The sequence below is a fragment of the Enterobacter mori genome, assembly GCF_025244905.1.
In the GTDB taxonomy this organism is placed as follows: Bacteria; Pseudomonadota; Gammaproteobacteria; order Enterobacterales; family Enterobacteriaceae; genus Enterobacter; species Enterobacter mori_A.
On sequence record NZ_CP104285.1, the window covers coordinates 3874027 to 3894952 of the forward strand.

Here is a 20926-nt window from a genome sequence, read left to right on the forward strand (position 1 = left end):
GCAAATTAATGTGGATTGCATTTTTTTGCGGGAGGTAACAAAACATATCGTTGCCAACTGATAGAATTGCATCAAATAACAACCCTGAATGTTCCAAAAACAACATATCTCCCGCTCACTTGTGAGGAAAGTAACATGAACCTTAAGCTGCAGCTTAAAATATTGTCGTTTCTGCAGTTCTGCCTGTGGGGAAGCTGGCTGACTACACTCGGCTCCTATATGTTTGTGACGCTCAAGTTCGACGGTGCGTCAATCGGTGCCGTATACAGTTCGCTGGGTATCGCGGCTGTCTTTATGCCAACGCTGCTCGGTATCGTGGCGGATAAATGGTTAAGTGCGAAATGGCTGTACATGCTTTGCCACCTGGTGGGTGCGGGGACGCTGTTTATGGCGGCCGAAGTGACCACGCCGGGGGCGATGTTCATGGTGATCCTGCTTAACTCGCTGGCCTATATGCCAACGCTTGGCCTGATCAACACCATCTCCTATTACCGCCTGAAATCCGCCGGTATGGATATCGTCACCGATTTCCCACCTATCCGCATCTGGGGCACCATCGGCTTTATCATGGCGATGTGGGGCGTGAGCTTTGCAGGCTTCGAACTGAGCCATATGCAGCTTTACATCGGGGCTGCGCTCTCCGTGGTACTGGCGGTATTTACCCTGACGCTGCCAACCATCCCGGTATCTAACCAGCAGAAAAACCAGAGCTGGAGCACCATGCTCGGCCTTGACGCGTTCGCGCTGTTCAAAAACAAACGCATGGCGATCTTCTTTATCTTCTCCATGCTGCTGGGCGCTGAGCTGCAGATAACCAACATGTTCGGCAACACCTTCCTGCACAGCTTCGATAACAACCCGCTGTTTGCCGGAAGCTTTATCGTTGAACACGCGTCGGTGATGATGTCCATCTCTCAGATCTCCGAGACGCTGTTCATCCTGACTATCCCGTTCTTCCTGAGCCGCTACGGCATCAAGAACGTCATGCTGATCAGTATCGCCGCATGGATGTTGCGCTTCGGTCTGTTCGCCTATGGTGACCCGAGCGCGTTCGGCACCGTGCTGCTGGTGCTGTCGATGATTGTTTACGGCTGCGCCTTCGACTTCTTCAACATCTCCGGTTCGGTGTTCGTGGAAAAAGAGGTGAAGCCTGAAATCCGCGCCAGCGCGCAGGGCATGTTCCTGATGATGACCAACGGCTTCGGCTGTATTCTGGGCGGCGTGGTGAGCGGTAAAGTGGTTGAGATGTACACCACCAACGGCATCACCGACTGGCAGCCAGTGTGGCTGATCTTCGCCGGGTACTCGCTGGTGCTGTTCTTCGCGTTTATCGCGCTGTTCAAGTACAAGCACGTTCGCGTGCCAAACGGTGCGCAGCCGATAGCGCATTAATCCTTGATGTCTTTTGCCCGGTGGCGGCTTCGCCTTACCGGGCCTACAAAAGCACGGAGAGTAGGCCGGGTAAGCGTTAGCGCCACCCGGCTATTTTATTGCAGACAGCACCCACCCCACCGACAGCAAATCCGCACTGCCGCCCGGGCTGAGGTTTCGTTTAATCAATGCCTTATCCATCTTAAGCAGCGCCTCGCGATCCCAGCCGTTCGCCAGTAATTCCTGCGCATAGCCCTGAACGTAGCGCAGCCCTTCAATGCCGCCGCGCGACACGAGATTACTGTCCTGATTAACCGCCATCAGGCGCAACAGCAGGCCGTGAAGCGACTGTCCGTTCCACTGCGCCAGCGCCTTACGCACCGTCGCAAAGCCGCTTTCTGCCTCCCCGCGCGCGCCGGTTAGGCCGTACTGCTGAAACTGCCGCTCACCCGCCGTCGCTTGTCCGCTGCGTGCGGCCAGCTCCCGCGACACCAGCCCGCGGCAGATGTTACTCACCTCACAGCAGAGGCTCTCTGCGGAGATATTTTTCACACGCCCGGAGGCGAAGCACAGTAAACCCAGGGCAAAAATCCCGCCCTTGTGGGTGTTCACTCCGTTCGTCGCGGCATACATCGCCTGCTCGCAGGCCAGCCCCATCGGGCGGAGAAGCCGTAACTGTTCGCCTGCCGGTTTATCCGCATGCGCGCTGCCCAGCTCGGCAAAGCGCGCAAACCACGGCGTAATCGCCGCGATGCTGCGGACGAACAGCGCGTGGTCCATATCGCGATGGGAGCCGTTATTGAGCTTGTCCACCAGCCCCGGCTTGGGCGTCAGCTCCAGCTCCTGCCACAGCGCCGCTTCGGCAAGCGCGGGCACGTCAGCCGGGCGCGGTTTAGTCGCGAGCAAACCAGTCATCGATCATCTTCTCCACGCGGGAAACCACCTGCTCAGCGGGATGATTGCGCGAACGGGAACAGGCGTGAGCAGGCTCGTCGCAGATCAGGCAGCGTCTGAGATTCGCCCCCAGCGACTGACGCCCGACGTGGCCGTGCTGAGGGCAGATCACATCCAGATCCCACAGCCTGCCGAGCGGGTGTGTCTGCTCCAGATCCGCACAGTGCGCTTTGATTTCTGCCGCCGGATGGGCCACGCACCACAGGGCTTCTGGCCCGGTCGGGAGCCACAGCACCCGGCGGTCCAGCACCTGCCAGCGGTTCTCCCACAGCAGCTGGTCGCACATCTGCAGCGCCACGCCCATGGTATTGCGATAGCGCAGGCTGTCTTTGATTTCTCCCGGCGTGACCAGCGTGAGGGAGATCACCGGTTGTTGATAGTGCTCAAGCATGTCAGCCTGGCGCGCTGCGCGGCGTTCTTTCGCCGCCAGCAGTTCGTCCAGGCTGACACCCGCACGCACGGGTGTCGCTGTTGTCATAACTACTCCTTTACCTGTCGAACGGTGTCGATCACGCTGCCGTCGCGGTAGCGGATCACCCCGACGATTTTGTCGGTAAACTCAATCGGTTTCGGTACGCCTGTCAGGGAAATCGCCCGCTCGTAAAGCGCGTTGATATCCACAACGTTGAGCCCGGCTTCCAGCAGCCGCTCGCGGATCTCCGGGCGCGCCGGATTGACCGCAATGCCGTGGTCGGTGACCAGCACGTCGATGCTTTCACCCGGCGTGAGACGCGTGGTGACGCGCTTCACGACCGTCGGAATACGGCTGCGCAGCAGCGGCGCGACCACAATGGTCAGGTTCGCGGCGGCGGCCACGTCGCAGTGTCCGCCGGACGCGCCGCGCATCACCCCATCGGAGCCGGTGATCACGTTGACGTTGAAATCGACGTCGATTTCCAGCGCGCTGAGGATCACCACGTCGAGCTGGTCGCAGCTTGCCGCCTTGCTGCCTGGGTTGGCGTAGACGTTAGTGGATATCTCCACGTGGTTCGGGTTGCGCGCCAGCGAGGCCGCCGCCTGGCCGTCAAAGCACTGGGTGTCGAGCAGCTTTTCGATGAGCCCCTTCTCATGCAGATCCACCAGACTGCCGGTGATGCCGCCGAGCGCAAAGCGCGCCTTCACGCCGCTGCATTCCATCTTCTCTTCCATAAAGCGGGTGCAGGCAGTCGCCGCCGCGCCGGAGCCGGTCTGCATCGAGAAGCCCGGTTTGAAGTAGCCGGAGTGTTCAATCACGTCCGCCGCATAGCGGGCGATCATCAGCTCGCGCGGGTTGCTGGTGACGCGCGCCGCGCCGACGCTGATTTTCGCCGGGTCGCCTACGCTCTCCACCTGCACGATGTAGTCCACCTGGTCCTGCACCAGGCTGGCGGGCATATTGGGGAATGGCACCAGTTCTTCCGTCAGCAGCACCACCTTGCGGGCAAAGTGTGCGTCCACCATCGCGTAGCCCAGCGAGCCGCAGCACGATTTACCGTGCGTGCCGTTGGCGTTGCCAAACTCATCGCTGCACGGCACGCCGAGAAACGCCACGTCGATATTCAGCTCGCCGTCCTGGAGCAGCTTCACGCGCCCGCCGTGGGAGTGAATTTGCACCGGCTCGTCCATCAGCCCGTGGGAGATGGCATCCGCCAGCCTGCCGCGCATGCCGGAGGTGTAAATCCGGGTGATGACGCCGCTTTCAATATGCTCTATCAGCGCATCGTTGCAGGTCATCAGCGAGCTGGAGGCCAGCGTTAGGTTTTTAAACCCCATCCGCGCCAGCAGCGCCACGACGGTGTTGATCACCCGGTCGCCTTCGCGAAACGCATGGTGGAAGGAGATGGTCATCCCGTCCTGCAGGCCGCAGCGCTTAACCGCCTCTTCAACAGAGGCGCAGAGCTTGCGGCTGTGCTTCGCGTCGCTCTCCGCCAGCCACGGCGTGGCGCTGTGGGCGGTATCAAAGGGCTTCAGGTCCCGCAGATGGGGAAATTTCACGTGAAGAAGTTCTGTCTGATTCATCATCTCATCCTTACCGACGCACGCCGGAAGCCGCCGCGCGCTCCAGCACCACCTGCGCGTGGTTAATAATCGGTGCATCTACCATTTTGCCGTTGAGCGACACCACGCCCAGGCCGTTACGCTCGCCCTCCTCTGCCGCCTCAATCACCCTTTTGGCGTGATCCACCTCTTCCTGCGTCGGGGCGTAGGCGTTGTGCAGCAGGTCAATCTGGCGGGGGTTGATCAGCGATTTGCCGTTAAAGCCCATCTTGCGGATCAGATCGACCTCGCGCAGGAACCCGGCCTCGTCGTTAACGTCTGACCAGACCACGTCAAAGGCGTCGATGCCCGCCGCGCGGGCCGCGTGCAGCACCGCGCAGCGGGCGTAGAACAGCTCGGTGCCGTCGCCGCGCTCGGTCTGCATGTCCATCACGTAGTCAAAGGCGGCCAGCGCAATCCCGATGAGGCGCGGTGAGCTGCGGGCAATCGCCACGGCGTTGATGACGCCAATGGCCGACTCAATCGCCGCCATCACGCGGGTGGAGCCGACCTCGCGCCCGCACTCGCGTTCGATACGCTCGAGGTGGCCCTCCAGCTCGTAGATGTCGTCCGGCGTGTCGGTTTTCGGCAGACGGATCACGTCCACGCCGGCCCGCACGGCGGCTTCCAGATCCAGCAGGCCAAACGGCGTGCTCAGCGGGTTAATGCGCACCACGGTTTCGATATCCTGATACATCGGGTGCTGAAGCGCGTGGAACACCAGCATGCGCGCGGTATCCTTCTCGCGCAGGGCGACGGCGTCCTCAAGGTCAAACATGATGGAGTCGGGACGGTAGATAAAGGCGGTGGAGAGCATGGCGGCGTTGGCGCCCGGCAGGAACAGCATGCTGCGGCGGAGTTTACTCATTTCAGCGCCCCCCAGCTGATGGCCTGTTCATCGGCGGCACGCATCAGCGCGCTTTGCAGGCGGGCGCGGATCACACAGTCCAGCGCCCCTTTGTCTTCGATAATGATTAATCCCTGGTGCACGCTCATGGCGCGCAATGTGTCGTTGACCACCTGGCGGATCTGCTCGCCAAACTGCTTAATCACTTCACTGTGGATGACTATCTCCAGCTCGCCGTGAGCAGGAGCGATTTTCACCATCAGGTCGCTGGACTCCTGCGTTCCGGCCAGCGCCTCCCTTACAATATTCATGATAAATTCCTGATAGTTATGCGACTTCCGCACTCGCACGATAATGTGCTTCGAGGTGCGCGAAGGTGGAGTCCGGGACAATCTCCCGGATCCGGGAAAACTGCTGTGTCTTGAGTAATCTGCGCACTTCGGACGCCGAAATGGCGTTGCCGGTGGCCTTGATGCGCGGCATTTCCACCACCTCGATATGCGCGGTCAGCAGGTCGTGCAGCGTCTGGTTGTACTGACGAGTGATGTCGCAAAACGGCTCCGAGCCGATGAAGCGGTGCGTAATGCCGAGCGCCGGGGCGATGAAGTCCCGGAAGATCAGCACGTCAATTTCGCTCCACGCCTGCTGCACTTTGCCGGTCTCCTTCAGAAAGTAGGCCGGGAAGGTGGCGCGGGAGATGATGTACTGCGAGCCTTCATGCACCACCACGTTCGGCAGATGCGCCACGCCCGCGCGCACCATCTCGAGACGCGCGCTGAACGGGAAGAACGAGGCGTCTTCACGTACCACGAACAGATGCAGGGCATCGCACCGCGTCGCCGCCTGCTCTACCAGGTGGCGATGGCCGAGGGTGAACGGATTGGCGTTCATCACTATCGCGCCAATGTTCTCCCCGCACTTGCGCTTCGCGCGCAGGGAACGGCAGTAGCGTTCGATCCCCTGCGGGGTGTTCTCCATCAGCACCGCGTTGTTCCCGCTTTGAGCAATCGGCCAGAAGCCGCTGCGAGCAAAGCGCTCCCGGTTGCACGGACGGGTGCAGAGGAAGAGGTGAAAATGACCGTGCGCCAGCGCCGCATTTTCCACCTCTGCCAGCAGCCGCGCGCTGAGGTTCTCGCCGCGAAGCTGTTCGTTGACCGCCACGCATTTGATGACGTTAGCAGCAAGCCCGGCGCAACCCACCAGCTGCGAGCCTGACCAGGCTTCGACAAACAGCGTGATGTCGTTGTCCAGGCCAAGGCCGCTGTCGGCCAGCAGGTAGCGGATCTGGCTTAAGCGCTCCGGGTGTTTCGCCACTACGGTGTGGCGAAAATCGATGGGTTGCGGGTGCATGCTGTCGCCTTACTTAATGTGCTGCCGCAAGCCCGACGGCTGGCGCTTCCACGATCACGTTGCTCAGATGACCGATATGCTCGATCTCCACCTCAATGCGATCGCCCTCTTTCATAAACAGCGGCGGATTACGCTTTTTACCCACCCCGCCCGGGGATCCGGTGATGATCACGTCGCCCGGACTTAAGCGGGTGAAGGTGCTGATGTACTCGATCAGCTCCGCAACCTTGTGGATCATGCTGCTGGTGTTGTCTTCCTGCACCATGCGGCCGTTCAGCCAGGTGCGGATCGCCAATTGGTGCGGGTCCGGGATCTCATCCGCCGTCGCCATCCACGGCCCAAACGCCCCGGTCTGACGCCAGTTTTTACCGGCGGTAAACCAGGTGTGCTGCCAGTCGCGGGCGGAGCCGTCCATGTAGCAGCTGTAGCCCGCCACGTGGCGCAGCGCGTCGTCGCGGCTGATGTTCTCCCCGCCTTTGCCGATGATCACCGCCAGCTCGCCTTCGTAGTCGAATTCGCTGGAGTGGCGCGGCTTCAGCACCGGCTCGTTGTGGCCGGTCTGTGAATCAGGGAAGCGGACAAACAGCGTCGGGGCCGGGTTATGCTGGTCAAACTCCTTGCGCTTGTCGGCGTAGTTCATGCCCACGCAGAGGATCTTTTCCGGCTGCACGATCACCGGTAAGAAGGTGATGGCGCTCAGCGGCACGTCCACGGCGTCGTTCAGGTAGCGGGTGGCCTGCGCCAGCCCGTTGCCCTGCAGCAGCGCCTTGAGGTCGCCGTAGCGGTCGCCGAGACGGCGGCCTAAATCAATCACGCCGTCGGCCTGGACGATGCCGTAGCTGCGTTTTCCCTGGTATAAAAAGCTTGCGAGTTTCATTGTTCTTTCCTGAAAACTTAAACGAGGAAGTTGCCCAGAATCAGCAGTGAGATGGAGACGTTAATCGCCCCGCCGATACGGGTAGCAATCTGGGCGAATGGCATCAGGCTCATGCGGTTGCCTGCGGTCAGGATCGCCACGTCGCCGGTACCGCCCTGCCCGCTCTGACAGCAGGAGACGATGGCGACATCAATCGGGTGCATACCAATCTTTTTGCCGACGAAGAAGCCGGTCGCCACCAGCGCAGAGACGGTGCTGACAATCACCAGCAGGTTGCTGACGGTGAACGCCGCCACCAGTTCATGCCACGGGGTGATGGCCACGCCGACGGCGAAGAGGATTGGGTAGGTCACGGAGGTCTGGAAGAATTTGTACACTACCTGCGAGCCTTCCAGCAGGCGCGGAGAGGCGCCGTTGCAGAGCTTCACCAGCACCGCCATAAACAGCATGCCGACCGGGGCAGGCAGGCCAATCAGCTTGTGGCCGAGCATGCCCAGCATGTAGAGCAGCACCGCCAGCAGCGCACCGGAGGCGATAGTAGTGACGTCCGCTTTGCCGGAAAACGCGGGCTGAGAAACGGTGGTATCGGCATTGGCGCGGTTAGGCATCAGCTGGCCTTCACCGGTCAGGTGCGGGTAGCGCTTACCAAGCTGGTTCAGGCAGCCGGAGATAATGATCGCCGTCAGACCGCCGAGCATCACCATCGGCAGCACGCGGCCGAGCGCAACGCCCTGGTCCATATGCAGCAGGGTGGCATAGCCGATGGAAAGCGGGATCGCCCCTTCCCCGACGCCGCCCGCCATAATCGGCAGAATGATAAAGAAGAAGATCTGGAACGGCTCAAGACCCAGCGCCAGGCCAACGCCCATCCCCACCAGCATGCCGACGATTTCACCGCACAGCATCGGGAAGAAGATGCGCAGGAAGCCCTGAATCAGCACCGTGCGGTTCATGCTCATGATGCTGCCGACGATAATGCAGCAGATGTAGAGGTAGAGAATATTGGTGGATTTATAGAATTTGGTGGTGGACTCGACCACCACGTCCGGCAGCAGGCCGTAATAGACCAGCGCGGAAGGGATAAAGGTGGCGCAAATCGCCGCCGCGCCGAGCTTGCCGACAATCGGCAGACGTTTGCCAAACTCGCCGCAGGCAAAGCCGAAGAAGGCCAGCGTGGCAACCATCACCACGATATCGCTCGGCAGTTTCCCGCCCAGGCAATCAATGGCAATCAGTGCGCCCGCCAGAACGAACAGCGGCAGAGGAATAATCCCGATTTTCCAGGTATCCATAATATGCCACCAGCGCTCTTTAAGCGAAGGTCGCTGAATTTCAATCGGGTCGTGGGTAACAGAGAAAGAGTCGTCAGTTGTGCTCATAATAAGCCCCTTGGTTATTTTGTGCGTTCAGCTTAGAGTCACAAAGGCTTACTTTATGTGAGGAATGGCATATTAAAAGTGAAGTTTTAATGGCAGCTATGGTTTTAATGGTTTCTTTTATTTAATGTGATTTACACCTTATTTATTTCCGTGGTTTTTATGGTTTCTTTTCGTAAATGAACAAATAAATAACATTTATTAATTTAGCCTTAAGACGCCTGGCGTTTCGGATAAATCTTTTACAGGCGCTGCTGTGCAAGGGATCACAAGTTTTCTGCAAAGCAGGCGTCACCACGAGAAAAGATGATATATTAGCCTGCCTTGTTGATACCCGGCGTGATAGTTATGAAAGTGTCATTTCAGATCAAGCTGTTTATTTCGCTGGTCGCCTTTTTCTCGGTACTGTTTGCGCTACTGGGTGGATATTATTACGTCGACGTTGGAAGACAGCTTTATCAGGAAATGAGCGCACGTGCGAAAATACAGGCCGAAGAGATTGCGCTTATTCCTACTTTGCGAAAAGAAGTCGAACAGAAAGATATCAACGGCATCAGTGACTTTATGCAGAAAATAGCGGCTCACAGCGACGCCAGTTTTATTGTGATTGGCGATAATAAAGGGCTGCATCTGTTTCACTCGGTGTTTGCAGACCGGGTGGGCAAAACGCTGGTCGGCGGCGATAACGACGAGGTTCTGCAGGGTAAAAGCACGACCACTATCCGCAAGGGCGGCTTAGGTATTTCACTTCGCAGTAAAGCGCCGATATTTAACGATGCGGGGCACGTCGTGGGGATTGTCTCGGTGGGCTATCTCACCAGCTATCTGGATACCATCACCGTCAATAAAGTGGTTAACATTCTGATTGCCGCCGTGCTGCTGCTGATCGCCCTGTTTATCTTCTCCTGGTTTTTCACCCGCAGTATTAAGAAGCAGATCTTCTCGCTTGAGCCACGCGAAATTGGCCTGCTGGTACGCCAGCAGAAGGCAATGATGGAGTCCATCTATGAAGGGGTCATCGCTATCGATGACGATCTGCGCATCGAAGTCATCAACCAGGCGGCACGCAAGTTATTAGGCTTAAGCCAGCCCGCCCGGGAACTGCGTGGACAACTGATTAGCCAGGTGATCGATCCTGTTCCGTTCTTCAATACGCACACCATGCTGGCGAAAGACACCCATGATGAAATCTGCCGCTTTAACGATCTTACGGTCATTGCCAGCCGGGTAAGGATCATGCTGGAAAATTCGCTGCAGGGCTGGGTGATCACTTTCCGCGATCGCAATGAGATCGACTCGCTCAGCGCCCAGCTTAGCCAGGTTAAACGCTACGTTGATAACCTGCGCATCATGCGCCACGAGCAGCTCAACCGGATGACCACCCTTTCCGGCCTGCTTCACATGGGCCGCTATGAAGAGGCGATTGGCTATATTCAGGCGCAGTCGGAACACGCGCAGGAGCTGCTGGACTTTATCTCGTCGCGCTTTAGCTCTCCGACGCTGTGTGGCCTGCTGTTAGGCAAAGCCGCGCGTGCGCGGGAGAAAGGCGTCGAACTAAGTTTTGACCCCGCCTGCCGGATGGATAAACCCTTCCTGCCGCTGCTCGAATCGGAGCTTATCTCGATTATCGGGAACCTGCTGGATAACGCGATTGAAGCGACGCAGCGCGCACCGCTTCCGCATGCGCCGGTTGAAGTGCTGATAAAACTGAGCGAGCAGGAACTCATCATCGAAGTCGCCGACCAGGGTATTGGCATCAAACCGGAGATCCGTGAACAAATATTTGAACGCGGCATTACCACCAAAACGCGCGGCGATCATGGTATTGGCCTGTATCTGATTGAAAGCTACGTCACGCAGGTGGGGGGCGCCATCGAAGTTGCGGATAACACGCCGCGCGGTGCCATTTTCTCACTGTTTATTCCCGCCACGGGAGCTGCCCGGCGTCCCGCACAAGAACTGGAAGATACTGATTATGCAACATGAACTTATCGACGTACTGATTGTTGAAGACGAGAACGAACTGGCTCAACTGCATGCGGAATTGATCGGTAAACATCCGCGTTTGAGGCTGGTTGGGATTGCCTCTTCACTGGCTGACGCGCAGACGCAGCTTGAGAGCAAGCAGCCTCAGCTGATGCTGCTGGATAACTACCTGCCGGACGGTAAGGGCATCACGCTTATCAGCAACCCAATGCTGGCTCGCGCCAACTGCTCAGTGATTTTCATCACCGCCGCCAGTGACATGGACACCTGCAGCCAGGCCATCCGCAACGGCGCGTTTGACTACATCCTCAAACCGGTGTCCTGGAAACGGCTCAGCCAGTCGCTGGAGCGCTTTGTGCAGTTTGCCGAGCAGCAGCGGGTCTGGAAGATTGTCGACCAGCAGAACGTGGATTCCCTCTATCAATTGCAGGCAAAAAATTACCGTCAGGACAACGGCAGCAAAGGTATTGAAGAGAACACGCTGGCGCTGGTACAGACACTTTTTAACGCCAAAGCAACGCACTGTTTTTCCGTGGATGAAGTGGTGAGCGAAACGGGCTTGAGTAAAACCACCACCCGGCGCTATCTGGAACACTGCGTGGAAGCAGGGTTTCTCAGCGTGGAGATGCTTTACGGGAAGATTGGGCATCCGAGGCGGATGTATAGGCGTAGTGCGGCTTAACTCCCCTCACCCCGGTCCTCTCCCCAAAGGGGCGAGGGTGAAAGGACGGCTCCGTGCAATCCCCTCTCCCCTTTGGGGAGAGGGTTAGGGTGAGGGGGCCTACTTTAATACATACCCATAAAGCCGCTTAATCCCGTCGGCATCCTTCTCGCTGTATACCCCCTGCAGCTCTGGCGAGAAGCCCGGCAGCATATTGATGCCCTCCTCCAGCGCCAGAAAATAGCGCTGTACCGCCCCACCCCAGATTTCGCCCGGCACCACACACAGCACGCCAGGCGGATACGGCAGCGCGCCTTCAGCGGCAATGCGTCCTCCGGCATCACGAATACGCACCAGCTCCACGTTCCCGCGAATATACTCCTGGTTGGCATCCTGCGGGTTCACCACGACGTCAGGGAAGCTTTCCCGGCGGAACATCGCCTTTTGCAGATCTTTCACGTTAAAGCTAACGTAGAGATCGTGCATCTCCTGGCACAGCTGGCGGATCGTGTAATCACGGTAGCGCACGGGATATTTCTGGTAGATGGTCGGCAGCACGTCGGCCAGCGGCGTATCGTCTTCAATGTGCTGTTCAAACTGTCCCAGCATCGCCACCAGCTGCGCCAGCTTCTCGCTGCTTTCGGCAGGGGTCAGCAGGAACAGGATTGAGTTGAGATCGCACTTCTCCGGCACGATGCCGTTCTCACGCAGGTAGTGCGCCAGGATCGTCGCCGGGATACCAAACTCGGTGTAGTTACCGGTTTCAGCATCAATACCCGGCGTGGTCAGCAGCAGCTTGCACGGGTCAACAAAATACTGGTCACGGGCGTAGCCTTCAAAACCGTGCCAGTTCGCGCCCGGCTCAAAGCTGAAGAAGCGCAGCTCGCTGGCGATAGCGTGCGTCGGATGATCCTGCCACGGCCGCCCCGCCACCACCGGTGGGATAAAGGGTTTGATCATATGACAGTTGGCAATGATTGCCTTGCGCGCTTCAATACCCAGCTCGACGCACTCCGCCCACAGCCTGCGTCCGCTTTCACCTTCGTGGATCTTGGCATTCACATCCAGCGCCGCAAATAGCGGATAAAACGGGCTGGTTGAGGCATGCAGCATAAAGGCATTATTCAGCCGCTTGTGCGGGCAGAAACGTGCCTGACCGCGAATATGGTTATCCTTTTTATGGATCTGCGACGTTTGTGAGAACCCGGCCTGCTGCTTATGCACCGACTGGGTCACGAAAATCCCTGGATCGTTCTCGTTCAACTCCAGCAACAGCGGGGACGTTTCCGCCATCATCGGGATAAACTGCTCGTAGCCCACCCAGGCGGAGTCAAAGAGGATGTAGTCGCAGAGGTGGCCGATCTTGTCGATCACCTGACGGGCGTTGTAGATCGTCCCGTCGTAGGTGCCCAGCTGAATGATGGCCAGACGGAACGGGCGTGGCGCATCGGCCTTGTCCGGGGCAACGTCACGGATCAGATTTCGCAGATACGCATCGTCGAAGCAGTGCTCGTCAATCCCGCCGATAAAACCAAATGGGTTACGTGCCGCTTCAAGGTAGACCGGCGTGGCCCCCGCCTGAATCAGCGCGCCGTGATGATTCGATTTATGGTTGTTACGGTCGAACAGCACCAGGTCACCACGGGTCAGCAGCGCATTGGTGACAACCTTATTCGCGGCGGACGTGCCGTTCAGCACGAAGTAGGTTTTATCGGCATTAAAGACTTTTGCAGCGAACTTTTGCGCGTGCTTGGCGGAACCTTCGTGGATCAGCAAATCCCCCAGCTTTACGTCGGCGTTGCACATGTCGGCACGAAACACGTTCTCACCGAAGAAGTCATAAAACTGGCGCCCGGCGGGGTGCTTTTTGAAAAACGCGCCGTGCTGATGCCCGGGGCAAGCAAAAGTGCTGTTGCCCATCGCGACATACTGGCTCAGGGTGTCGAAAAATGGCGGCAGCAGATCCTCTTCGTAACGGCAGGCGGCAGACTCCAGTTCCAGGAACTCCTGCGCTTTTCCTGCTATTACAGCAGTGACACCTTCAGGAACATTCGTCGGTTCCTGCGAGAACATAAATACCGGAAGCTGAAAGCCCGTACGTTTCAGCAGCGCAAGGATGCCGCTACAGCTTTCAGCGACCGTAATGACGACTGCCGCCACATCGGTAAAATCAGTGTTATCCAGCGTCACCATTTCCCGGTGAGTAGACACAGTAGAGACCAGCTCGCGGCTGACGGCAATTTTCATGGTTTTCATAAGCGCAGTTACCCTCACCGAACGGTGAGACAGGAAGGAGAAAATTCGCGCAATAATGTCACCTTTTATTTTTAGGTGCAAGAAGGAATCAGTATGCACTTAGCCTTCCAAAACTAAGCGTAATACAGCGTTGTCGTGTCATAATCATGCAATACCAATGATTAAGTAACAGGAGTTTATGGTGGTAATTGGACCCTTTATCAACGCCGGTGCCGTATTGTTAGGCGGCGTACTCGGCGCAGTGTTAAGCCAGCGGTTACCGGAACGTATTCGCACCTCTATGCCCTCCATATTTGGCCTGGCCTCGTTAGGTATCGGCATCCTTTTGGTGATCAAATGCGCCAACCTGCCCGTCATGGTGCTCGCGACCCTGCTCGGCGCGCTCATTGGTGAATTTTGCTACCTGGAAAAAGGCATCAATAATGCGGTAGGCAAAGCCAAAAACCTGATTGCCCGCCCGGGCAAGTCGAAACACGGCACCCACGAGTCGTTTATTCAAAACTACGTCGCCATCATTATTCTGTTTTGCGCCAGCGGCACCGGGATTTTTGGTTCAATGCAGGAAGGCATGACCGGTGATCCGAGCATATTGATTGCCAAGGCGTTTCTTGATTTCTTTACGGCCACTATTTTTGCCACCACGCTCGGTATTGCCGTTGCCGCGATTTGCGTGCCGATGCTGCTGATCCAGCTGGCGCTTGCCACCTGCGCCACGCTGATCCTGCCCCTGACGACGCCTGCGATGATGGCGGACTTCACCGCCGTCGGCGGCCTGCTGCTGCTGGCTACCGGGTTGCGCATCTGTGGGATTAAGATGTTTGCCGTGGTGAACATGCTGCCCGCGCTGCTGCTCGCCATGCCGCTCTCCGCGCTCTGGACGCGCTTTTTCGCTTAAGAGTGCGGCGAAATGGTGAGAGATTGCGCAGTCTGTAACGAAAACAACATTTTTCGTTGACGCCACGGGGCAGATCGGGTTTAATGCGCCCCGTTGCCCGGATAGCTCAGTCGGTAGAGCAGGGGATTGAAAATCCCCGTGTCCTTGGTTCGATTCCGAGTCCGGGCACCAAATTTCATATTAACGGACCTCCACGGAGGTCCGTTTTTGCATTCTAAGCCCGCCAAAATCAATACTTCTTCACGCCCTTTTACCCACGACATCCCGACCACTGCGTCAGCAGCGCATACAATTTAGCTGGCTCCAGAGGCTTACGCAGCACCAGGTACCCTTCCTGCTCTGCCTCCAGCAGAACCGGTGAATTAAATTCGCCGCTGACTATCGCGCCGCTCATATCCGGCAGACGTTCAAAAAGCGCTTTAAGGACGTCGAAGCCGCTTTCGCCGGATCGCAGGCGCTGGTCGCACAGCACGGCGAACGGCGTGAAGCCGTCGTCTATAATAGCGAACGCTTCTTCAGCGGAGGCCGCGCAGCGCACGTTGATTCCCCATACGCTCATCAGGCTCTCCCAGGCAGACGTCACCAGCGGGTCGTCATCGACGACCAGGCAGGAACCGTGCAGTGGTGCATAGCGTACCGGCGTGGCGGTGCTGTCACTGGCGGGTGGGGTGTCCAGCGCGATGTCTTCGCCAGCATATTGAGCGAAGCGCATCCAGAAGCGTGAACCTTTACCTTCAATGGATTGCATCCCGTACTTCACCTTCATCAGCTTGGCACAACGGGCCACTACGGCCAGTCCCAGCCCGTGTCCGGCGCTGTCTATCTTCCATGCCAGCTCAGGGCGGTAGTAAGGTGAGAAGATTTTACCTTTTTCGTCATCGGCGATACCGACACCCGTGTCCCACACCTCTACCATACACTCCTCACCGCGTGGTCGGATGGCGACCAGTACGCCCCCCTTTAGCGTGTAGCGAAGGGCGTTTTGAATCAGGTTAATCAGGGATTGTCGCACCAGCAGCGGATCGCCTGTCACGTAGATGCGGCGTTTGGGTCGACGGGTAGACAGCCGCAAGGCACGGCTATTGGCCTCTTCGCGAAACAGCGTGATCACCGAGTCAAGCAGAGCGCAGATATCTACTTTGGTCGGGGCAGAAAGTACATTCCCGGATTCAATTTTGCTGAGATCGAGCAAAGAGTTGAGCATTAAATGTACCGAACGAACGCTCTGCTGCAGGTCAAGGAGTTGCGGCGTCAGGCTATCGTCCCGGTTTCGGTGGAGAATGGCTTCGATCAGAAAACCCATGGCGTGCACGGGCTGGCGCAGATCGTGGCTGGCAGTTGTCAGAAACTGATTTTTATCCAGTAGAGCCTGCTCCGCGTCCTCTTTGGCCTGACGAAACTGTTCCGCCAGGCGCGAGCTTTTTTCCTCAAGAAGCGCCTGCTGTATAAAGAACGCGTGTGAAGTTAATGCATGGCGGTAAATCGCGAAGCCGTAAAGCAAATTTAGCATGAGCACGATGAACATCAACTCATCCAGCCGCCAGATAATGCCGAGGTTCAGCACCCCCCAGGAGGCGAAGAAAAAGCGCGTAAAGGTGCTGATAACCGGCGTCAGATGCGTCGCATTGGCGGCGACGATAGCGGCGATACTGATATTAAGGAGCAGGAAAAAGTCAAAGTTCTGCGTCTGCGGGGTAATTAAATAGAGTGATGAAATGCCCAGCCCGTGAACAAAGGCGATATTATTGATACGCGGAAGCCAGCGTCGCAGCACCTCCTTTTCAATATTGTCTTTCGCTTCGCGCTGATAGCGTCGGTGCAATATTCGTATCGCCACTGCACATAGCAGATAAATTATTATCCAGGTAATCGTTGGGCCGAGGTCATCCCCAAGCATATAAATCCAGATGGCGAAAGGAATCCCGACAAAGGGCACCGCGCTAAAGCTAAACACCAGCCGCAGAAAGGTGTTGTTTAGCAAACGGATCTGCGCCGGAGGAGAGATGCCATCGTTCTGTAAGCTCTGGAAAAACCTCATTCCAACGGTTCCTGCTTGCCATGCAGAAGCGTGATGGCCTCTACCCTACTGTTAACACCTATCTTTTTCAAAATATTGCTGATGTGTTCTTTGACCGTGGGCTCAGAAATTGAAAGCTGCGCAGCGATTCTTTTATTTGGAAGGCCACGCATAATCATATTTAATACATCTATTTGCCGCGGCGTTAGGTTAAATTTACTTAACTTCTCATTATTCGACTGAACGGGAATTTCACTTCCATCAGGGAACCAGATCACATTATTAGTGAGTGCGAAAACGGCCTGTGAGAACATTTCAGGCGGTTCACTTTTCAATACAAAACCGTGCCCCCCGGCGGCATGAACTTTCCGCCAGAGATCGTTATTGTCATCCCCGCTGACCACCAGGAGTCGTATCTGTGGGTAAAGTTGTTTCACTTCTTTGAGTAATTTCAACGCCGTTCCGGACGAGAGCCAAAAATCGATTACCAGCAAACGTGGCGGGCCATTATCCCTAATTTGACGGTAGCAATCGTCTTCATTCGTCACCACATATGCCTGCTTAAATTGGCAATGTGTAATCAGAAAATTGGCGATGCCGCTTGCTACCAATGGATGGTCATCGACGACCAACGCATAATTCTGTCCCAAAGGGTCCTCCTTTAACCTTCGCATATCTGAGAGTACAGTTGAATTATTATCTACCCACCCTACTTTAGGAGGGTTTTTTCGATTAGGAAAGGGAAATATATTATTCGCTGATTTGAATAAATGAAAACATAAATACAATCAGTGAAATTAACTGATTGGATATCAAGGATAATTTATGAAAAAACCTCTCGTCTTTTTAACCGTCACGTTGATGCTAACCGGTTGTTCCACGCTGAAAACCGATCAGGCGATTCCACTCCTGCAGGCGGAGACCGCTAAAATGCTGGGGCTGGGTTCATCGGATGAAATAACCGTGACCAATGTTAATGGCGCCCAACCGGACGCACTGGGCGGACAAAAGCTGTCTTATCGCGCTACGACGGAAAAAGGGCGTATTTTCGATTGCTCATCGATGATGATGCCGGGGATTTTAGGATCCGCACCGACGCTGAGCGCACCAACCTGTACCCCTGTTGTCACTCATAAATAATTAACTTCAAATCAAAAGGCGTACATAAATAACGCCTTTTATATTTTCTGACGTATCTGAGTTTTCATAAAAACGATTTTCCAGACATCACGCTAATGAGTACGGAGATAGCCCGTGAATAACTCTACATCGCATGCTTTAGCGGTTAAGACACCGCTTTCCAGACTTTACCTCGCTCTATTTTCCGCGCCGCTGTTACTGCTTTCACCTGCCGATTTCGCACGTGCAGCCGATGCAATTTTTGATGGCGACGCGCGTATTACCGAAACGCTGGGTTACACCGGAGATGTTTACGTTGGACGTAATCAACGCGGAAACCTGCTGATCGATAATGGCAAAATCACGGCCTATAACATCAATATCGGTCGACTATTCGACGGCCAAATTTATGAAAGCGTGGTCACGGTTCGTGGGCCAAACGCTGAACTTAACGCGGTGAACGATCGGTACGTCCTGCGCGGTGACCTGAATCTTGGCCTCGGCACCCTTCGTGTCGAAGAGGGCGCGCTGGCGAGCGCGAAGGAGATCGTTGTCGGCGCCACCCGCGGCTACGACAGCCACCTTATCGCCACGGGTGCCGGTTCTCGCGTGACCAGTAATTTTCTCAGCGTAGGCACCGATCTGGGGGCACGCTCCACGCTAGCGATTGAAGACGGCGCGGCGCTCAGCACCGCCTACGATGCGCGCATCGGCAACGGTACCGGGCCGGGTGAAACCGACACGCTGAGCCCGAAAGCCACCGTCACGGGGAGCGGCTCGCAGTGGAATGTTGGCCGTACATTGACGCTTTATGGCGACCTGGACGTGCTGAACGGCGGAACGGTTAACGTTGGCGAGGTGCAGGTGGCGGGCGTCTCCGGGGCGGGTAAAACCGCCGAGCTGGTTATTGCGGGCAAAGGCTCGCGCTTTACCAGCGGTAGCAACGTGAGCGTGGGCGATTATGGCAATGGCGTGCTGTCTGTGATTGACGGCGGTTCATTTTCCGCCGGCAGCAATACGCTGATCGTGGGGACTTCGGGTTCCGGTTCGAACCGGGGCGCGCTCATCATCGGCAGCCGCGGCAATATGGACACTGGCACGGGTTTAACTGAGCCAACGCTTGGCACAGCGGGCGGCGCGGGTACTCTCGATGCGAATACGGCAATCAGCCTGCGTGGCGGGCTTTTCGGCAGCTATGTCTACTTCAACCATACCGACGGAAATTACGTCTTCAGCAACAAGATGAGCGGTGAAGGCGAGGTGATCAATACCTCCGGGCAGACAACGCTGAACGGCGATCTTTCAGCTCTGCAGGCGAACGTGACCGCGCGCGGTGGCAAAGTCATTATTGCCAGCAATATCAACACACAGCCAGAAGACGATATTTTTGATATTCAGACCCTTAGCGCCGAGAACGGCGGGACGCTGATCCTCAACGCGACGGCGGGATCCGACGTTAGCAACGGGCTGGGCTACAGCAGCGCCGCGTCAATCAAAGACGGCGGCACGCTGGGGGGGAACGGCACGCTGGGCCAGACCGAGATCCTGTCCGGCGGGCATATCTCACCAGGGGATGGCGATATCGGCACGCTGACGCTGAAACGTTATCTGAATTTTGTGGGTGAGTCTTTCTATGACGTCGATATCGCCGGTGATGGCCGCAGCGACCAGCTGCTGGTAGCAGGCAAAACGACCATCAGCGAGCAGGCGAAAGTACAGGTCACCGCGCTGGATCCGCAAACCAGCTACAAAACGGGTCAAAGCTATCGCATTTTAACCTCCGACGGGGGAATTGACGGTCAGTTCGCGGGGGCGATATCCAAATCTGCCTTCCTGGACGTGGCGCTCAACCAGAGCACCAACGCCATCGATCTGACCATCGCGCAGAAAGAGACCGGTGGCGAGAATCCTGGAGGCGAAAACCCGGGGGGTGAGAATCCAGGAGGGGAAAACCCAGGCGGTGAGAACCCGGGCGGTGAGAATCCAGGAGGGGAAAACCCAGGCGGTGAGAACCCGGGCGGAGAAAATCCGGGCAGCGGTAAGCCGGGAATTTTCCAGACCGTGGCCAAAAGCAGCAACCAGTGGAATACCGCCGGCGCGCTCTCCACGCTGACGCAAAGCGGCCCGTCACTGGCGCTATACAACTCGCTGCTGGTGCTGAGCGCGCCGGAAGCGCGCGAGGCATTCAACCAGCTGTCCGGTGAAGTTTATCCGTCAATACAGTCCAACCTGATCGCTGGCAGCACGCAGGTGTTTAACGTGTTAAACCAGCGCATGCAGCGCGCATTTGATAACGACAGCCTGTCGATACCACCGTTAGCGATGTCGCTGGTGCAGCAGCCGGAGCCACTCAATAACGGCGTCTGGGGTCAGACCTTCAGTTCATGGGGCCGAAACAACGGCGACGGTAACGTGGGCAAGCTGGACGGCAACACGACTGGCTTCCTGCTGGGGGCAGATCGCAAGCTGGCGGACCATAACGTGCGTGTCGGTGGCTACTTCGGCTACAGCCGCGGTGATTACGACGTCGATAGCCGTCGTTCCTCAACGGATACCGACAACTACCATCTTGGCCTGTATGCGGCGGGTCAACAGGATGCGTTCTCCCTGCGCGGCGCGCTGGGTTATACCTGGCACAAGATCGAAGGCGAGCGCAATGTTGATTTCAGCGGCTTCTCGGATCGTCTGAAGTCGGATTACGACGCCAACTCGCTGCTGGCGTTCACCGAAGCGGGCTATCGTTTCGGCCAGCCTGATATGAATATTGAGCCGTTCGTCAATTTATCGTACGTCAGACTGCATACCGACAGCTTCAGGGAAGACGGCGGTGCCGCCGCGCTGAGCGTACGTAACGAAACGATGAACACCTTCTATTCCACCCTCGGGGTGCGCGGTGTGACCGAGCTACCGAAGAACGTTAACCTCTACGGTTCGTTGGGCTGGCAGCATGCCTATGGCGATAAGAATACCTCTTCGCGCATGGCGTTTGCGGGCAGCGACGCGTTCATTACTCAGGGGCAGGCCGTGGATGAGGACGTGATGGTGGGTGATATCGGTGTGAGCGTACAGCTGTCGCGAGCTGCGACGCTGGATGTGGGCTATCAGGGGCAATATGGTGCGGATACCCGCGTCAACGCGGTTAACGCTAACCTGCGCTGGTCGTTCTGAATTATTTCTATTAAAAGAACCCGCCCTTGTGGC

Annotated in this window: 17 protein-coding genes and 1 tRNA gene; 7 read left to right on the plus strand and 11 right to left on the minus strand. The window is 56.9% G+C overall.

Features of this window, described 5'->3' with window-relative positions; genetic code table 11:
• Positions 1-135 precede the first annotated feature (135 nt).
• Positions 136-1392 (plus strand): nucleoside permease, encoded by a 1257-nt coding sequence (locus N2K86_RS18275; RefSeq protein WP_260659539.1) that lies wholly within the window; start codon positions 136-138, stop codon positions 1390-1392.
• A 90-nt stretch (positions 1393-1482) separates the two neighbouring features.
• Here the strand turns inward: N2K86_RS18275 and citG are convergent, their stop codons facing one another.
• The 8 genes from citG to N2K86_RS18315 are packed head-to-tail and all read right to left on the minus strand — an operon-like array spanning position 1483 to position 8794.
• Positions 1483-2286: a triphosphoribosyl-dephospho-CoA synthase CitG gene (gene citG, locus N2K86_RS18280; RefSeq protein ID WP_260659540.1), complete on the minus strand. Its 804-nt coding sequence runs from the start codon at positions 2284-2286 to the stop codon at positions 1483-1485.
• Positions 2264-2803 carry a citrate lyase holo-[acyl-carrier protein] synthase gene (citX, locus tag N2K86_RS18285; RefSeq protein WP_260659541.1) on the minus strand — a complete coding sequence of 180 codons (540 nt, stop codon included), beginning with the start codon at positions 2801-2803 and terminating at the stop codon, positions 2264-2266. The genes citG and citX overlap by 23 nt, the downstream gene beginning before the upstream one ends.
• Before the next feature lie 2 nt (positions 2804-2805).
• Positions 2806-4323, minus strand: coding sequence for a citrate lyase subunit alpha (gene citF / locus N2K86_RS18290; RefSeq protein WP_260661724.1), 1518 nt, complete (start codon positions 4321-4323; stop codon positions 2806-2808).
• A 10-nt stretch (positions 4324-4333) separates the two neighbouring features.
• Complete coding sequence (citE, locus tag N2K86_RS18295) at positions 4334-5209, minus strand: citrate (pro-3S)-lyase subunit beta (protein ID WP_032660024.1); 876 nt, start codon at positions 5207-5209, stop codon at positions 4334-4336.
• Positions 5206-5499: a citrate lyase acyl carrier protein gene (citD, locus tag N2K86_RS18300; protein WP_260659542.1), complete on the minus strand. Its 294-nt coding sequence runs from the start codon at positions 5497-5499 to the stop codon at positions 5206-5208. The genes citE and citD overlap by 4 nt, the downstream gene beginning before the upstream one ends.
• A gap of 16 nt (positions 5500-5515) precedes the next feature.
• A complete protein-coding gene (gene citC, locus N2K86_RS18305) occupies positions 5516-6538 on the minus strand; it encodes a [citrate (pro-3S)-lyase] ligase (RefSeq protein ID WP_260659543.1) in 1023 nt (340 codons plus the stop codon).
• A gap of 13 nt (positions 6539-6551) precedes the next feature.
• Positions 6552-7415 carry a fumarylacetoacetate hydrolase family protein gene (locus N2K86_RS18310; RefSeq protein WP_047347888.1) on the minus strand — a complete coding sequence of 288 codons (864 nt, stop codon included), beginning with the start codon at positions 7413-7415 and terminating at the stop codon, positions 6552-6554.
• A gap of 17 nt (positions 7416-7432) precedes the next feature.
• Positions 7433-8794 (minus strand): 2-hydroxycarboxylate transporter family protein, encoded by a 1362-nt coding sequence (locus tag N2K86_RS18315; protein ID WP_014885210.1) that lies wholly within the window; start codon positions 8792-8794, stop codon positions 7433-7435.
• Positions 8795-9139: 345 nt separating this feature from the next.
• Here N2K86_RS18315 and N2K86_RS18320 point away from each other — a divergent pair, with 345 nt between their 5' ends.
• Positions 9140-10777, plus strand: a complete 1638-nt coding sequence (locus N2K86_RS18320) for an ATP-binding protein (RefSeq protein ID WP_260659544.1) — start codon at positions 9140-9142, stop codon at positions 10775-10777.
• Positions 10767-11459 carry a response regulator gene (locus N2K86_RS18325; RefSeq protein WP_260659545.1) on the plus strand — a complete coding sequence of 231 codons (693 nt, stop codon included), beginning with the start codon at positions 10767-10769 and terminating at the stop codon, positions 11457-11459. Before N2K86_RS18320 ends, N2K86_RS18325 begins: the two co-directional genes overlap by 11 nt.
• Before the next feature lie 99 nt (positions 11460-11558).
• On the opposite strand, the gene N2K86_RS18330 is transcribed toward N2K86_RS18325, so the two are convergent.
• Positions 11559-13694 (minus strand): ornithine decarboxylase, encoded by a 2136-nt coding sequence (locus N2K86_RS18330; RefSeq protein WP_260659546.1) that lies wholly within the window; start codon positions 13692-13694, stop codon positions 11559-11561.
• Between the two features lie 181 nt (positions 13695-13875).
• Between N2K86_RS18330 and N2K86_RS18335 the strand changes: the two genes are divergently transcribed.
• On the plus strand, positions 13876-14589 hold the full coding sequence (locus N2K86_RS18335) for a DUF554 domain-containing protein (protein ID WP_260661725.1): 714 nt from the start codon (positions 13876-13878) through the stop codon (positions 14587-14589).
• 95 nt (positions 14590-14684) lie between these two features.
• Positions 14685-14760, plus strand: a tRNA-Phe gene (locus N2K86_RS18340).
• A 79-nt stretch (positions 14761-14839) separates the two neighbouring features.
• Here the strand turns inward: N2K86_RS18340 and N2K86_RS18345 are convergent.
• Both N2K86_RS18345 and N2K86_RS18350 read right to left on the minus strand, forming a co-directional pair.
• Positions 14840-16627: a hybrid sensor histidine kinase/response regulator gene (locus N2K86_RS18345; protein ID WP_260659547.1), complete on the minus strand. Its 1788-nt coding sequence runs from the start codon at positions 16625-16627 to the stop codon at positions 14840-14842.
• Entirely contained in the window at positions 16624-17256 is a 633-nt protein-coding gene (locus N2K86_RS18350; protein WP_260659548.1) for a response regulator transcription factor, read from the minus strand. Before N2K86_RS18350 ends, N2K86_RS18345 begins: the two co-directional genes overlap by 4 nt.
• Positions 17257-17431: 175 nt before the next feature.
• Between N2K86_RS18350 and N2K86_RS18355 the strand changes: the two genes are divergently transcribed.
• Both N2K86_RS18355 and N2K86_RS18360 read left to right on the plus strand, forming a co-directional pair.
• Complete coding sequence (locus tag N2K86_RS18355; protein WP_010435531.1) at positions 17432-17746, plus strand: lipoprotein; 315 nt, start codon at positions 17432-17434, stop codon at positions 17744-17746.
• A 114-nt stretch (positions 17747-17860) separates the two neighbouring features.
• On the plus strand, positions 17861-20893 hold the full coding sequence (locus tag N2K86_RS18360) for an autotransporter outer membrane beta-barrel domain-containing protein (RefSeq protein ID WP_260659549.1): 3033 nt from the start codon (positions 17861-17863) through the stop codon (positions 20891-20893).
• Positions 20894-20926 lie beyond the last annotated feature (33 nt).

Coding starts and splice junctions, on each gene's coding strand:
- N2K86_RS18275 (WP_260659539.1), top strand. CDS start 136: ATGAACCTTAAGCTGCAGCTTAAAATATTGTCGTTTCTGCAGTTCTGC.
- citG (WP_260659540.1), bottom strand. CDS start 2,286: ATGACTGGTTTGCTCGCGACTAAACCGCGCCCGGCTGACGTGCCCGCG.
- citX (WP_260659541.1), bottom strand. CDS start 2,803: ATGACAACAGCGACACCCGTGCGTGCGGGTGTCAGCCTGGACGAACTG.
- citF (WP_260661724.1), bottom strand. CDS start 4,323: ATGAATCAGACAGAACTTCTTCACGTGAAATTTCCCCATCTGCGGGAC.
- citE (WP_032660024.1), bottom strand. CDS start 5,209: ATGAGTAAACTCCGCCGCAGCATGCTGTTCCTGCCGGGCGCCAACGCC.
- citD (WP_260659542.1), bottom strand. CDS start 5,499: ATGAATATTGTAAGGGAGGCGCTGGCCGGAACGCAGGAGTCCAGCGAC.
- citC (WP_260659543.1), bottom strand. CDS start 6,538: ATGCACCCGCAACCCATCGATTTTCGCCACACCGTAGTGGCGAAACAC.
- N2K86_RS18310 (WP_047347888.1), bottom strand. CDS start 7,415: ATGAAACTCGCAAGCTTTTTATACCAGGGAAAACGCAGCTACGGCATC.
- N2K86_RS18315 (WP_014885210.1), bottom strand. CDS start 8,794: ATGAGCACAACTGACGACTCTTTCTCTGTTACCCACGACCCGATTGAA.
- N2K86_RS18320 (WP_260659544.1), top strand. CDS start 9,140: ATGAAAGTGTCATTTCAGATCAAGCTGTTTATTTCGCTGGTCGCCTTT.
- N2K86_RS18325 (WP_260659545.1), top strand. CDS start 10,767: ATGCAACATGAACTTATCGACGTACTGATTGTTGAAGACGAGAACGAA.
- N2K86_RS18330 (WP_260659546.1), bottom strand. CDS start 13,694: ATGAAAACCATGAAAATTGCCGTCAGCCGCGAGCTGGTCTCTACTGTG.
- N2K86_RS18345 (WP_260659547.1), bottom strand. CDS start 16,627: ATGAGGTTTTTCCAGAGCTTACAGAACGATGGCATCTCTCCTCCGGCG.
- N2K86_RS18355 (WP_010435531.1), top strand. CDS start 17,432: ATGAAAAAACCTCTCGTCTTTTTAACCGTCACGTTGATGCTAACCGGT.